The 13,499-nt window shown below is 73.1% G+C and carries 12 protein-coding genes; 8 read left to right on the plus strand and 4 right to left on the minus strand.

Annotated features, from left to right (window positions below):
* Positions 1–128 precede the first annotated feature (128 nt).
* Both ACZ6S4_RS44535 and ACZ6S4_RS44540 read right to left on the minus strand, forming a co-directional pair.
* Positions 129–1,808 (minus strand): glycoside hydrolase family 99 protein, encoded by a 1,680-nt coding sequence (locus ACZ6S4_RS44535; RefSeq protein ID WP_465480688.1) that lies wholly within the window; start codon positions 1,806–1,808, stop codon positions 129–131.
* A gap of 188 nt (positions 1,809–1,996) precedes the next feature.
* A complete protein-coding gene (locus ACZ6S4_RS44540; protein ID WP_465480689.1) occupies positions 1,997–3,442 on the minus strand; it encodes a DHA2 family efflux MFS transporter permease subunit in 1,446 nt (481 codons plus the stop codon).
* A 71-nt stretch (positions 3,443–3,513) separates the two neighbouring features.
* On the opposite strand from ACZ6S4_RS44540, the gene ACZ6S4_RS44545 reads away from it, so the two are divergent.
* From ACZ6S4_RS44545 to ACZ6S4_RS44555, 3 genes are read left to right on the plus strand one after another with little or no spacing between them, the layout of a single operon-like run.
* Positions 3,514–4,086, plus strand: a complete 573-nt coding sequence (locus ACZ6S4_RS44545; RefSeq protein ID WP_465480690.1) for a TetR/AcrR family transcriptional regulator — start codon at positions 3,514–3,516, stop codon at positions 4,084–4,086.
* 34 nt (positions 4,087–4,120) lie between these two features.
* The gene (locus ACZ6S4_RS44550; protein WP_465480691.1) at positions 4,121–4,597 is read left to right on the plus strand and encodes a MarR family winged helix-turn-helix transcriptional regulator; all 477 of its coding nucleotides are present in this window, start codon (positions 4,121–4,123) and stop codon (positions 4,595–4,597) included.
* A gap of 43 nt (positions 4,598–4,640) precedes the next feature.
* Positions 4,641–5,555: an LLM class flavin-dependent oxidoreductase gene (locus tag ACZ6S4_RS44555; RefSeq protein ID WP_465480692.1), complete on the plus strand. Its 915-nt coding sequence runs from the start codon at positions 4,641–4,643 to the stop codon at positions 5,553–5,555.
* Here ACZ6S4_RS44555 and folP read toward each other — a convergent pair.
* Positions 5,543–6,340, minus strand: a complete 798-nt coding sequence (gene folP, locus ACZ6S4_RS44560) for a dihydropteroate synthase (RefSeq protein WP_465480697.1) — start codon at positions 6,338–6,340, stop codon at positions 5,543–5,545. The two genes, ACZ6S4_RS44555 and folP, sit on opposite strands and share 13 nt — an antisense overlap.
* A gap of 248 nt (positions 6,341–6,588) precedes the next feature.
* On the opposite strand from folP, the gene ACZ6S4_RS44565 reads away from it, so the two are divergent.
* Together ACZ6S4_RS44565 and ACZ6S4_RS44570 are read left to right on the plus strand one after the other, a co-directional pair.
* Entirely contained in the window at positions 6,589–8,208 is a 1,620-nt protein-coding gene (locus tag ACZ6S4_RS44565; protein WP_465480698.1) for an ABC transporter transmembrane domain-containing protein, read from the plus strand.
* Positions 8,205–9,938, plus strand: coding sequence for an ABC transporter ATP-binding protein (locus tag ACZ6S4_RS44570; protein ID WP_465480693.1), 1,734 nt, complete (start codon positions 8,205–8,207; stop codon positions 9,936–9,938). The genes ACZ6S4_RS44565 and ACZ6S4_RS44570 overlap by 4 nt, the downstream gene beginning before the upstream one ends.
* A 4-nt stretch (positions 9,939–9,942) precedes the next feature.
* Here ACZ6S4_RS44570 and ACZ6S4_RS44575 read toward each other — a convergent pair whose 3' ends face one another.
* On the minus strand, positions 9,943–11,184 hold the full coding sequence (locus tag ACZ6S4_RS44575) for a sulfite oxidase (RefSeq protein WP_465480694.1): 1,242 nt from the start codon (positions 11,182–11,184) through the stop codon (positions 9,943–9,945).
* 223 nt (positions 11,185–11,407) lie between these two features.
* On the opposite strand from ACZ6S4_RS44575, the gene ACZ6S4_RS44580 reads away from it, so the two are divergent.
* The 3 genes from ACZ6S4_RS44580 to ACZ6S4_RS44590 are packed head-to-tail and all read left to right on the plus strand — an operon-like array spanning position 11,408 to position 13,334.
* Positions 11,408–12,262, plus strand: coding sequence for a hypothetical protein (locus ACZ6S4_RS44580; RefSeq protein ID WP_465480695.1), 855 nt, complete (start codon positions 11,408–11,410; stop codon positions 12,260–12,262).
* On the plus strand, positions 12,259–12,687 hold the full coding sequence (locus tag ACZ6S4_RS44585) for a phage holin family protein (RefSeq protein ID WP_360543452.1): 429 nt from the start codon (positions 12,259–12,261) through the stop codon (positions 12,685–12,687). The genes ACZ6S4_RS44580 and ACZ6S4_RS44585 overlap by 4 nt, the downstream gene beginning before the upstream one ends.
* Positions 12,663–13,334 carry a DUF3618 domain-containing protein gene (locus tag ACZ6S4_RS44590; RefSeq protein WP_465480696.1) on the plus strand — a complete coding sequence of 224 codons (672 nt, stop codon included), beginning with the start codon at positions 12,663–12,665 and terminating at the stop codon, positions 13,332–13,334. The genes ACZ6S4_RS44585 and ACZ6S4_RS44590 overlap by 25 nt, the downstream gene beginning before the upstream one ends.
* Positions 13,335–13,499: the final 165 nt, after the last annotated feature.

Below are 13,499 nucleotides of genomic sequence, written 5' to 3' on the forward strand. Positions count from 1 at the left end.
CCCCCCCCCCCCCCCCCCCCCCCCCCCCCCCCCCCCCCCCCCCCCCCCCCCCCCCCCCCCCCCCCCCCCCCCCCCCCCCCCCCCCCCCCCCCGGGTCCCTGCGGCTGAGGATGGAAGCCGCAGAGGGGCTATCCCGTGTACGCCTCCAGCGTGGACACCTGACCGGCCGGCCAACCCGTGTTGGCCGTGACGGTGATGCGGACGTAGCGCACGGAGGCGCTCGGGAAGGTCACGGTCACCTGGTTGCCGGTGGCCGGGTTGAACGTGCGGCCGGTCGCGGCGGACAGCGTGGTGAACGCGCCGCCGTCGGTGCTGCCCTGCACGCCCAGCGTCTGGGTACGGGTCTCCCAGCCCGGTGGCAGGCGCAGGACCACGCGGGACACCGGGTTGGCGGCGCCGAGGTCCACTTGCAGCCACTGCGGGAAGGCGTTGTTCGCGCTCTCCCAGTAGGAGCCCGGGTTGCCGTCGACGGCGTTGCCCGAGCCGTACACCTGCGTGTGGCTGCTCTCCGCGGTCGGCCGGCCCGCGGCCAGGTCACGCGCCGGATCGGGGCCCGGTCCGGGGCCGCCGCCGAGCACCGGCGGGGTCGGGCGGGTCGCGGTCAGCGCGAGCTGTCCCTTGAGCATCCGGCCGCCGTCGGCGGTGATCCGCAGGTAGTAGTCGGCCGAGCAGGCGGTGCCGTCCTCGTCGAGGGCCCGGATGCCCGAACCGGCCGGCACGAACGCCGCGGTGGGCGCCGTCTTGGCGATCTGGTTGCCCTCGTTGAACTCGTCGAACATGGACACGTACAGGCCCTGGGAGCCGAGCCGGATCATGTTGTAGAGGCTGCGCCAGTAGTAGTCGCCGTGCCGGCGGTGCCCGGACGACAGGTCGCCCGGCAGCACGCAGGGCTGGTAGTCGATGCCGTGCGCCTGGCAGTCGGCGTAGTCACCGACGTTGGCGTTGGCGTAGTACGAGTCCAGGTCGGCCGGGGTCGCGGCCCGGCCCACCATCCACGGCGAGATCATGTGGAAGGCGTGGTAGACGTCGGCGAAGCCCGGGCGGGAGTCGTTGATGCCCTGGCGCCACCACGTCGGCACCCCGCCGATGACGTAACAGCCCTGCGCCTTGAACCAGTTGATGACGTCCAGGCAGGGGGCGGGGGTGAACGGGCGGCCGGGGTCGTCGAAGCCGAAACCCCAGATGCAGACGACCGGCTTGCCGTTCTGCCGGGCGTACGCGGGTGACGTCGTGTGTGCGGCCATCTTGGCCAGCCAGTCGTTCTTGATCTCCTGCTGCATCGCGGTCCAGCCGGTGACGTCGTACATGATGTAGAACTTGCGGCCGGTCGCCTCGGCCGCGCCGCGGACCTTGACCGTCATGGCGTCGCGGGTCGGCCCCTCGTCGCCGGTCGGATTGAAGCGCTGCAGCGCCGCCGTGTCGATGGTGTAGTCGCGCATCCAGCGGAAATGCGTGTCGACCGTCTGCTGGTCGTAGGAGGAGAACAGCCGGGCGCTCTGGCCGTTGCCCAGGTCCGGGTACGCCGTGGGGTAGCCGTGCTGCAGGTCGGTGAGGTCCGGCCAGGACACGATCGTGGTGTTGGCGGGGGACGGCGGCTGGAAGCGGTCGCGGGTCCAGTGCCACCAGCCGCCGATCGGGGCGCCGTCGCCGGGGCAGGAGAACCAGCCCTGGTAGCCCACGGTGATCTTGCCGACGACGTCGCCGGGCGCGGAGGCGGCGCCGGCCCGGCGGGCGAACAGGGCGGGGGAGGCGGCCGCGGCGGAGCCGGCGGCCATCGTGGACAGCACGGTACGGCGGGAGACGGGCACGGGGATGCTCCGATCCGATCCGACCTAGGGATGGAGGGGGATGCCGGATCGACGGTCATCGTGACAGCGCACGACACACTCCCGCAATAGTTGGACCAACTTCTGAAACATTCGAGATGTGAGGTCGCAAGAAGACGCGTGGCTGCGCCGGAGGCCACGATCGGACCCCGGCGCAGCCGGTCGAGCCGTCAGTGCTGAAGCGCCGGCACCGCCTCGGGCACGCTCGGCGGGATCACGTCGGCCACGGGGGCCGGGCGGCGAGGCAGCCACAACGCCACGACGCCGCCCACTGCCACGATGCAGGCGCCGACGATCACCGCGGGGAGCAGCCCGTCGACGAACGCCTGCCGGCTGGTGTAGTCGCCGGTGGAGGTGAAGATGGAGGCCAGCACCGCGATGCCGACGGCCACCCCCAGCTCGCGGATGGTGTTGTTCGCCCCGGAGGCGACGCCGCGCTCGCGGGCGGTGACGCTGGCCAGGGCCATGGTGCTGATCGGCGCGAAGGTCAGCCCCATGCCGACGCCGCTCAGCACGAACGCGATCACCAGGTCGCCGTAGCTCACCTCGGTCGTGGTGGCCAGGGCGATCCACAGGATGCCCGCGGCCAGCAGCGCCTGACCGGCCACGATCAGGTTCCGCACGCCGAGGCGGTCGGCGAAGATGCCGGCCAGCGGCGCCACCACCATCGGCGCCATCGTCCACGGCAGGGTGCGGATACCGGCGTCCAGCGGGCTCAGCCCCTGCACCACCTGGAAGAACTGGGCCAGCAGGAAGACCGCGCCGAAGGTGCCGGCCGAGAAGGTCAGCGTCACGATGTTCACCAGGCTGAAGCCCCGCGAGCGGAACAGCGACAGCGGCAGCATCGGCGCGCTGTTGCGGCGCTGCCAGACCACGAACGCGGTGAGCAGCACGGCACCGCCGGCCAGCATGGACAGCACGCGGGCCGAGGACCAGCCGTGGTCCGGACCGTCCACCACGCCCCGGACCAGCAGCAGCATGCCGGCGGCGGAGAGCAGCAGGCCCAGCGGGTCGAGCCGGACGGCGCCGCCGCGTGACTCGGGCAGCACGGTCGCGGCCAGCAGCACGGCCACGACGCCGACCGGCACGTTCAGCCAGAAGATCCAGGACCAGTCGAGACCCTCGACCACCGCGCCGCCGACCACCGGGCCGACCGCGACCCCGAGACCGCTGATGCCGCCCCAGATGCCGACCGCCGCGCTGCGCAGCCGGTCCGGGACCGCCTGGGCCAGCAGGGTCAGCGACAGTGGGGCGACCGCGGCGCCGCCCAGGCCCTGCACCGCGCGGGACGCGGTCAGCATCCACGACTCGGTGCTCAGGGCGGCGGCGGCCGACGCCAGCGTGAACAGCACGATGCCGGCCAGGAACATCCGGCGGCGGCCGATCCGGTCGCCGATGGCGGCCGCGGTGAGCAGGAAGGCGGCGAAGGGCAACGTGTACGCGTTGACGAACCACTGCAGGTCGGTGACCGAGGCACCGAGATCCGCGCGGATCACCGGCAGCGCCGTGGTGACCACCAGGTTGTCCAGCGTGACCATGAAAATCGGGATGCCGACGGCGGCCAGGACCGCGGCGAGAGGGCGGGGCCGGCGGGGCGCCGCGGCTGGGCTGGACATCGCATCTCCTTGTTGTTATTCACTGATAACTAACTGAGGCCACCGTAGTTATCAACTGATAACCTGTCAACGTGACCAGGACCCGCCTCACCGCCGACGAGCGCCACGAGCAACTCGTGGCCGCCGCGATCACCGCCTTCGCGCGCGGGGGCTACGCCGGCACGACCACCGATCAGGTGGCCCGCCTGGCCGGCGTCTCCCAGCCGTACGTGATCCGGCTCTTCGGCACCAAGCAGGCGCTGTTCCTGGCCGCCGCCGAGCACGCCACCGGCCGCGTCGAGCAGCGTTTCCGCCGGGCCGCCGCCGAGCGGGCGGATCTGGAGAGCCTGGGCATCGCCTACGACGACCTGCTGGCCGAACGGGACCTGATCACCGTCCTGCTGCACGCCTTCGCCGCGGGCGCCGATCCCGCGCTCGGGCCCACCGTGCGCGCCTGCTTCGGCCGGATCTACCGCACGGTCCGCGAGCTGACCGGCGCCGGCGAGGAGGAGGCCCGCGGCTTCCTGGCCAGCGGCATGCTGCTCACCGTGCTCGGCGTGCTCCGGATCATCGGGCCGGACGCGGTGCCCCGAGAGCCGTGGATGACCGAGCTGATCGGCGCGCACAACCTCGAGAAGGGCTGGCTCGGGCCCGAACCCGGATAGTTCGTGCCACGAATATTCGGCCTACAATGGCCCGGTGGACAGTGCGGGCGAGGGTCGGATCGGGGTGGTGGCCGCCCTGGTGCGGGCCACGTTCCTGGTCAATGCGGTCTATGCGGAATCGGGGCGGGAGCACGGCCTCACCCCGCAGCAGGGGCAGTTGCTGTGCGTGCTGATGAGCGGACCGCGCGGCATGGGTGAGCTGACCGCGATGCTCTCCCTGGCCAAGTCGAGCCTCACCGGCCTGGTGGACCGCACCGAACGTAACGGCCTGGTCAGCCGTGAGGCGGATCCCCGGGACACGCGGGCCGTACGGGTCGCGCTGACCCCGCACGGCAGCCGGCTCGCCGCGGAGTTCTATGCCGAGACGTGCCGCCGGGTGGAGCAGCTGGCCGCCGGTCTGGACGACGCCGGACGCGATGCGCTGGCCGGGCTGCTCGGTGCTGTCGTGCGCGACAACGAAGTGCCCGAGGTCTTCCTGGAGCCGGAGGTTGCAGTTCGTGCCACGAACTAATAAAGTTCGTGGCGCGAACTATTGACCGTCGGAAGGTGCGCCGATGTCCGGATCCCGGGTTGTCTTCGGCTTCGGCGCCCCCCACGGCATCACCGAGGGGCCGGCTCTGGTGCGGGCCGCCCGGCAGGCCGACCGGGCCGGGCTCGACCACGTCTCACTGTCCGACCATCCCTACTTCGGCGCGCGACTGGACGCGTACGCCGCGGTCGGTTTCGTCCTGGGACGCACCGAGCGGCTGGCCGCCTTGGCCAACGTGACCAACCTGCCGACCCGGCCCGCTCCCATGCTGGCCCGCACGGTGACGTCGCTGATGGCGCTCTCCGACGGGCGCGTGGTGCTCGGCGTGGGTGCGGGCGGGCTGTGGGACCGGATCGCACAGATGGGTGTGCCCCGGTTGTCCCCGGGCGCGGCCGTCGACGCCTTCGAGGAGGCGATCGTCCTCATCAGGAAGTTGTGCGGTGGCGGCCCGCCGGTCACCCACGAGGGCCGGTACTACCAGGTGCGTGAGCTGGAGCCGGCGCCCGTGCCCGCCCCGCCGGTGTGGACCGGCTCGGTCGGCCCGAAGTCCCTCGCGGCCACCGGCCGGGTCGCCGACGGCTGGATCCCCGGGCACGCCGCGGACTGGCTCAGCGAGCGATACCGGACGTCGCGCCCCGTCATCGACGAGGCGGCCGCCGCCGTGGGCCGCGATCCGCGCGAGATCCGTACCGTCTTCAACCTGCCCGGAGCGATCACCGACCGCCCGCTGCCCGCCCCGCGGGACGAGGCCGGGCGGTGGCTCGGTGGTTCGGTGCGGCAGTGGATCGAGGAGCTCACCGGGGCGGTGCTGGAGCACGGCGCTGCCGGCTTCACCCTCTTCGCGGCCGGTCACGGCACCACGGACGAGGTGTCGCTCGGGCGCTGGGCCGAGGAGATCGCCCCGGCGGTCCGCGAGGCGGTCGTCGCTCAGATGTTGTGACGGGCGTAGGCCGGGTCGCGCAGGCCCAGCATCGCCTCGGTCATCCGGACCGCGTCCACCGCCGCGCGTACGTCGTGCACCCGCACGATCCGGGCGCCCTGCGTCACGCAGAAGACCACCGCCGCGACCGTGCCCACCAGGCGCTCCTGCTGCGGGCGGTCCAGGGTCTCGCCGATGAAGTCCTTGTTGCTCAGCGCCGCCAGCGTCGGATAGCCGATCGCGGTGATCTGGCTGAGCCGCCGGGTCAGCTCCAGCGAGTGGTACGTGTTCTTGTTCAGGTCGTGGCCGGGATCGATGATGATCTGCTCCGGCCGGACGCCGCGGGACAGCGCCAGCGCCGCCCGCTCGCGCAGGAAGCCGGCCACCTCCGCGGTCACGTCGGCGTACCGCGGGCTCGGGTGCAGGGTGCGCGGCGCGGCCAGGCTGTGGGTGATCACCAGGGACGCGTCGGTGCCGGCCACGGCGTCCGCGATCGCCGGGTCGCGCAGGCCCGAGGTGTCGTTGATGACCCCCGCACCCGCCGCGATCACCTCCCGCGCCACCTCCGGCCGGTAGGTGTCGACCGAGACCACGGCCAGCCCGCGCGCCGCCTCCACCACCGGCAGCACCCGGTCCAGCTCCTCGGCCGCGCTGACCTCGGGCCCCGGCGCGAACGGCACCCCGCCGATGTCGATCCAGTCCGCCCCCGCGTCGGCCGCCGCGCGCACCGCCTCGGTCGCCTTCTCCAGCGCGAACGTTCGGCCGCGGTCATGGAACGAGTCGGGCGTGCGGTTGACGATCGCCATCACCGTGACCCGGCGCGAGAAGTCGTGCGGGCGTCCCCCGATGACGCGTTCGGCGCAGATCAGCGGGGGTGCGAAGGCAGTCACGCCCGGAGACTAACCGGGCCGTGAACATCGCCCGAATTCGGGCTCCCGCCGATGATCGCTGCTGCTCTAAGGTGCAAGGCGTGACGGAAGCAGGACACGCGGTGGCCGACGTGCGTGGTCCGCTGCCGTACCTGTGGTGGCTCGTGCGGCGGCAGAAGCTGCGGATCACCGCCGGCGCGGTGCTCGGGTCGCTGTGGATGGTGGGGCTGACGCTCCCGCCGTACCTGCTCTCCCAGGCCATCGACCGCGGCCTGCAGCGGCGCGACCTGTCCGCGCTGACCGGCTGGGTGGCCGTGCTCTTCGTGGTCGGCGCGGTCAACGCGGTGCTGGCCATCCTGCGGCACCGCACCATGACGAAGATCCGGCTGGACGGCGGTTTCCGCACGGTGCGGGCGGTGATCGCGCACGCCACCCGGCTCGGCGCCGCGCTGCCGCGGCGCATCGGCGCCGGCGAGATCGTGACCATCGGCATCGCCGACGTCTGGGTGCTGGCCCAGGCCCTCACCGTGACCGGGCCCGGCCTGGGCGCCGTCGTCGCCTACGTCGTGGTCGCCGTGCTGCTGCTGAAGATCTCGCCCCTGCTCGCGGTCGTGGTGCTCGCCGGCGTGCCGGTGCTGGCCATCGTGGTCGGCCCGATGCTCAGCCGGCTGCAGCGCGCCGGTGCCCGCTACCGCGACCACCAGGGCGCGCTCGCCGACCGGCTGGTCGACATCATGGCCGGGCTGCGCATCCTCAACGGCCTCGGCGGCAAGGAGGCGTACGCCCGCCGCTACCGGCGCGACTCGCAACGGGTCGCCGAGGAGGGGTATCTGGTCGGCGCGGTGACCAGCTGGATCCAGGCGCTCGGCGTCGGCCTGCCCGCGCTGTTTTTGGCCGTGGTGATCTGGCTGGCCGCGCGGATGGCGGCCCAGGGTCAGATCACGGTCGGCGAGCTGGTCGCGGTCTGGGGGTACGCGGCCGTGCTCGTCGTCCCGGTCGCGTTCTTCATCGAGGGCGGTTTCGACGTCAGCCGGGCCCTGGTCGCCGGGGGCCGCGTCGTGGGTTTCCTGCGCCTGCCGGTGGATCCGGCGCCGACCCGGCCGGGTCCCGACGGCCCGGCGATGCTGCGTGACCCCGAGTCCGGGGTGGTCGTGGTGCCCGGCCGGCTGACCGTGCTGGCCAGCGCCCGGCCCGCCGACGCCGCCGCGGTGGTGGACCGGCTCGGCCGTTTCGGGCCGACCCGCGCGACCTGGGGCGGGCTGCGGTTGGACGGGCTGGCGGTCCGCGACCGGATCCTGATGGCCGACAACGAGGCGTACCTGTTCACCGGCACGCTGGGCGAGATCGTCGCGGGCCGGTCGCCGGTGGACGACGCCGCCGTCACGCGTGCGCTGACCGCCGCCGTCGCGGGCGACATCGTGGACGGTCTGGGCGAGGGCATCGCGTCGACCGTCGACACCCAGGGCCGTAACCTCTCCGGCGGCCAGCGCCAGCGCATCCGGCTCGCCCGGGCGCTCTACGCCGACCCGGAGATCCTGCTCGCGGTCGAGCCCACCTCGGCCGTGGACGCGCACACCGAGGCCGCCATCGCCCAGCGCCTGCCCATCGCCCGGGCCGGCCGGACCACGCTGGTCGCGACGACCTCGCCGGCCCTGCTGGACCGGGCCGACATCGTGCACTACCTGGTCGACGGCCGGCTGGCCGCCACCGGCACGCACCGCGCCCTGCTCGACACCGAGCCCGGCTACCGCGCGCTGGTCACCCGGGCGGCGGGGGAGGCCGCGCTGCCGGAGGTCGTCCGGTGAGCACCCTGCCGATCGCCGGCGGCGCCCACGTGCGCCGGGCCGCGATCCGGCTGATCCGCGACGACCGGCGGGCCGTCGTGCTGATGGTGCTGCTCAACGCCCTCGCGGCGGTCGCCGGGCTGGCCGGCCCGTGGCTGCTGGGCCGCATCGTCGACACGGTCACCAGCGGCCACGCCTCCGTGCGGGCCGTCGACCAGCTGGCCGGCGCGATCCTGCTGTGCACGGTCGCGCAGACCCTGCTGGCCCGCTCGGCGCTGGCGGTCGGCTACCGCTTCGGCGAGCGTACGGCGGCCCGGGTCCGCGAGCGGTTCGTCGACCGGGCCCTGGCCCTGCCCGCCTCGGTGGTGGAACGGGTGCCGACCGGAGACCTGGCCGCCCGCGGCACCGGGGACGTCAGTACGGTCGCCGTGACGCTGCGCGACGCGATCCCCGAGGTGCTCATCGCCTCGGCCCAGGCGCTGTTCGTGATCGTCGCTGTCTTCCTGCTGGACCCGTTGCTCGGCGTGGTGGCCCTGGCCGGACTGTCGGCGATCCCGCTGGCCACCCGGTGGTATCTGCGCCGCGCGCCGACGGCCTACCTGGACGAGGGGGCGGCCGGGTCGGCGCTGGCCGACGAGCTGGCCTCGACGATCGCCGGCACCCGTACGGTCGAGGCCCTGGGCCTGCAGGAACGCCGCCGGGCGGGGGGCGACGCCGCGATCGCCCGGGCCCGCCGGACCCGGTTGCGCACCTTGTTCCTGCGCAGCGTGCTGTTCCCCGCGGTCGACGTCTCCTACGTGGTGCCGGTGGTCGCCGTGCTGCTGGTCGGCGGCGCGCTCTATGTCAACGGGCTGCTGTCGCTGGGCGCCGTCGCGGCGACCGCGCTGTATCTGCGCCAGCTCGCCGTGCCGCTGGACGCGATCCTGATCTGGCTGGAGCAGCTGCAGAGCAGCGGCGCCTCCTTTGCGCGGGTCGAGGGGCTGGCGGTGATCCCCCGGGCGGTGGTCACCGAGCGCCGCGCCCCCGCCGGCGACCGGATCGAGGCGCGCGGCGTGCGGTACGCCTACGACGGCGGCCGCGACGTCCTGCGCGGCGTCGACCTGACTGTGCGCCCGGGGGAGCGGCTCGCCCTGGTCGGCCGCTCCGGCGCCGGCAAGTCCACCCTCGGCCGGCTGCTCGCCGGGGTCGACCGCCCCCGCGCCGGCACACTGACCGTGGGCGGGGTGCCGATCGCCGACCTGCCGCCGAGCCTGCTGCGCCGCCAGGTCGTGCTGGTCACCCAGGAGCACCACGTGTTCCGCGACGCGGTCCGCGACAACCTGACCCTGGCCGCCCCGGACGCCTCCGACGACGACCTGCGGTCGGCGCTGGCCATCGTCGGCGCGGACTGGGTCCGGGAACTGCCGGACGGCCTGGACACCCGGCTGGGCGGCGACGGCTTCGTCCTCGACGGCGCGCAGGCCCAGCAGCTGGCGCTGGCCCGGGTGGTGCTGGCCGACCCGCACACGGTGGTGCTGGACGAGGCGACGGCGCTGCTCGACCCGACGACCGCCCGGGACGCGGAACGGTCGCTGGCCGCGGTGCTGCACGACCGTACGGTGATCGCGATCGCGCACCGGCTGCAGACCGCGCACGACGCGGACCGGGTGGCGGTGATGGACGGCGGGCGGCTGGTGGAGCTGGGCACCCACGACGAACTGGTCGCGGCGGACGGCACGTACGCCGCCCTGTGGCGCACCTGGCACGGCTGAGCGGTCAGGCCGCCACCACGGGGTGCCGGATCACGGCGTCGAACAGGTAGCCCAGCTCGTTGTAGTCCGCCACGTCCGGCTGGGTGTTGCCGCGGACGTCGGTCGCCCGGGCCAGCAGCTCGTGCGGGCCCGCGGCCGGCCGCCAGTCCACCTCCCAGCGCTGCCAGGCGTGGCCCTCGCTGCCGCCGACCCGGCGGGCCCGGCGCCACGTCGCGCCGCCGTCCGTGCTGACGTCCACGTGCCGGATCGCGCCTGCCGCCGACCAGGACCGGCCGCGCAACCGCAGGGGCCGGCCCGCGGCCACCTGCGCGCCCGGGTCCAGTTCGAAGGCGCTCTTGAGGACCTGGCGGTCGAAGGGTTCGCCCTCCGCCGGGTGGTCCGGGCCGAACAGCCGGTAGAACTGAGTGTTCCAGGGTGAGAACAGTGGGGCGTCGCTGACCTCGATACTGCCCAGCCACTTGATCGAGGCGATGCCGATCCAGCCGGGCACCACCAGCCGCACCGGGTGGCCGTGGTCGGCGGGCAGTGGTTCGCCGTTCATCTCGTACGCGAGCAGCACGTCGTGCAGCGCCTTGCGGACCGGCAGCGGGCGGCGGACCGGGCCGAGGTCCACGCCGCCGCTGACGAAGTTCGGGTCCAGCCCGGCCGGCAGCACGTCCACCGCGTGGCGGCTGAGCCCGGCGCGACGCAGCACGGTGGACAGCCGGACGCCGCGCCAGCGGGCCACGCCGACGCCGCCGAGCTTCCAGGCCGTGCCGGACACCTTCTGACCCTGCTGGGTGGTGAAGTAGCTGCGGCCGTTGCCGGCGCATTCCACCGTCGCGGTGACCGTTTCGCTCGGCAGGCGGCGCAATTCGTCATACGTTAATGTGACCGGTCCGTGTCGCAGTCCGGCGCCGAACAGGCGCAGCCGCCAATCCGTCGCATCGATGATCGGCGTGCTGGTGTGGTTGCGGACGAAAAAGCGGTCGATCGGCACCAGACAGCCCTGATCGGCCATCGCCGACCAGCGCATCTCGGCGTTGGTGCCGAGCACGGTGAAGAACTCCGGGGGCAGGGGCTTCACGATCGGCCCCGGCGCGGCGGCGCCGGCGGCGCTGCCCGTGGCGGCCACGCCGGTCAGGGCCGCACCCGCCGCGGCGGTGAGTTTGAGCAGGTCCCGGCGAGAGAAGCCGGTTGCCTCCCCGGCCAGCCACTGGGCCAGCCGGCGCCGGTCGAAGGTGGCCTCGTCCAGCATGTCGTCCATCAGGGTGCTCCTCTGCGGCACGGACCGGTCTCGATCGTCTGCCACATGGTAAACCGATGGGCGCTGTAGGAAAAGGGAGTCATGGTGAGTACCCACTGGAAAGCGATCTATGCGGAAAGAATTCGCAGTATTAGGCAGGCCGTTTTATGCGTTAGCGGAGGCGGCCATGGGTAACCAATATCGCGAAGCACCAACGGACGAACGAACCACGATGGAGGCAGCAATGAGTGACCCGTCTGCGGGCGCCCGCGCGCCGGACACCACCCCCCTCGCCGACGTGCCGGTCACCGAGACCTACGCGGCGACGACATATCCCGAGACGACCTACCCCGCCGAGACGTACCCGGCTACCGGGCAGGGCTCCTCGGGCGGCGACCAGTCCGCGGTGAAGCAGGCCGCTGGTCAGAGCGCCCAGGCCGCAGGTCAGGCCGCCAGCGACGTCAAGGACACCGCCAAGCAGCAGGCCCAGCGGGTCGGCTCCGAGGCCAAGACCCAGGTCCGCAACGTGGCATCCGAGGTTCGCGGCAAGGTGAGCGAGCAGGCCCGGACACAGAACGACAAGCTCGTCGGCAGCATCCGCGAGATGGCGGACCACCTCGAGGAGATGCGCGGCGACCGTTCCGACTCGCCCGCGACCCAGATCGTCTCCCGCGTCGCGGACAGCGGCCGGCAGCTCGCCGGTTACCTGGAGACCAACGGGCCCGAGGGCGTGCTGCGCGAGGTCCAGGACTTCGCCCGGCGTCGTCCCGGCGCGTTCCTCGCCGGCGCGCTGGCTGCCGGCTTCGTGGTGGCCCGGCTCGGTAAGGGCGTGGCCAAGGCCGACGAGCTCTCCTCGGACAAGCCCGCCAGCGACTCGTTCGTGTCCAACCCCGGCACCTACGACACCGGCTACACCACCCCGGCGACGACCGGCTACACGACCGGGACGACCGGCTACGTGGACCCGGCGGTCAACACGACCTCCGGCTACCCGGCGGCCACCACCGAGTACGCCTCGACGGGCACCGGCACGCCGGTCGTCGTCGAGGAGGACTACGTCACCGGGACCACGCGGGATTATCCGGGCGGCACGCGATGACCGCGCCCTACCCGACCGGCCACTCGCGGGACCACGCCGAGGAGGTCAGCGAGACCTCTGTCGGCGAACTGATCGGCAACATCAGCAACGACCTGTCCACGCTGTTCCGCCAGGAGGTGGAGCTGGCCAAGGTCGAGCTGAAGCAGGAGGCCTCCAAGGCCGGCAAGGCCGCCGGGATGCTCGGTGCCGCCGCCTTCGCCGGTTACCTGGTGCTGGTGCTGCTCAGCTTCGCGCTGGTGGCCGCCCTCAGCAACGTGATGGATCCCGGCTGGGCCGCGCTGATCGTGGCGGTGCTCTGGGGGATCGTCGGCGCGGTGCTCTACAGCAACGGCCGCAAGAAGCTCAAGACCGTGGACCCGACCCCGCGGCGCACCGTCGACACCCTCAAGGAGGACGCGCAATGGCTGAAGAACCCGACCGGTTGAGGCAGGACATCGAGGCGACGCGCGCCTCCATGACCCGCCACGTGGATCTGCTGGCGGAGAAGACCAGCCCTACCAAGGCCGCCCAGCGCCGCTGGACCGCCGTGAAGGAGAAGGTCATGGGTAGCTCGGAGCACGCGAGGCACTCGGCGGGCAACGCCGCGGGCACCGTGCAGGACAAGGCCTCGTCGGCCGCCAGCACCGTGCAGGACAAGGCCTCCTCGGCCCTGGGCACGGTGCAGGACAAGGCGTCGAACCTCACCGACGCCGCGGGCGACAAGGCGCACAGCGCCGCCGACGCGGTGCGGGGCGCGCCGCAGGCGGTGGCCCAGCAGACGCAGGGCAACCCGCTCGCCGCGGGCATCATCGCCTTCGGTGTCGGCATGCTCGCCGCCACGCTGATCCCCGTCACCGACGCCGAGAAGCGGGCCGGCCAGCAGCTCAAGGAGCACAGCGGCGACCTGACCGACAAGGTCAAGGACGTCGCGGCCGAGATGAAGGACGACGTCTCGGGCACGGTGCAGCAGGCGGTCGGCCAGGTCAAGGAGACCGCCGCCGACGCCGCGCAGACCACCAAGCAGCAGGCCCAGTCCTCGGCGCAGGACGCCAAGGACCAGAGCAAGGAAGCGGTCAGCCAGGCCCGTTCCTGACTCCCGCACCGGCCGGCGCCGGGTCGCACCCCTCGGGGTGTGGCCCGGCGTTTGTCGTGGGCGGGGGGGGGGGGGGGAAGGGGGGGGGGGGAGGGCGAAGGGGGGGCGACGCAAGTGGGACGCACGACGTTCGCCGAGTGATTCTGCCCCACAGAAGGCCTCCCT

It is taken from the genome of Actinoplanes sp. NPDC051405 (assembly GCF_055586185.1).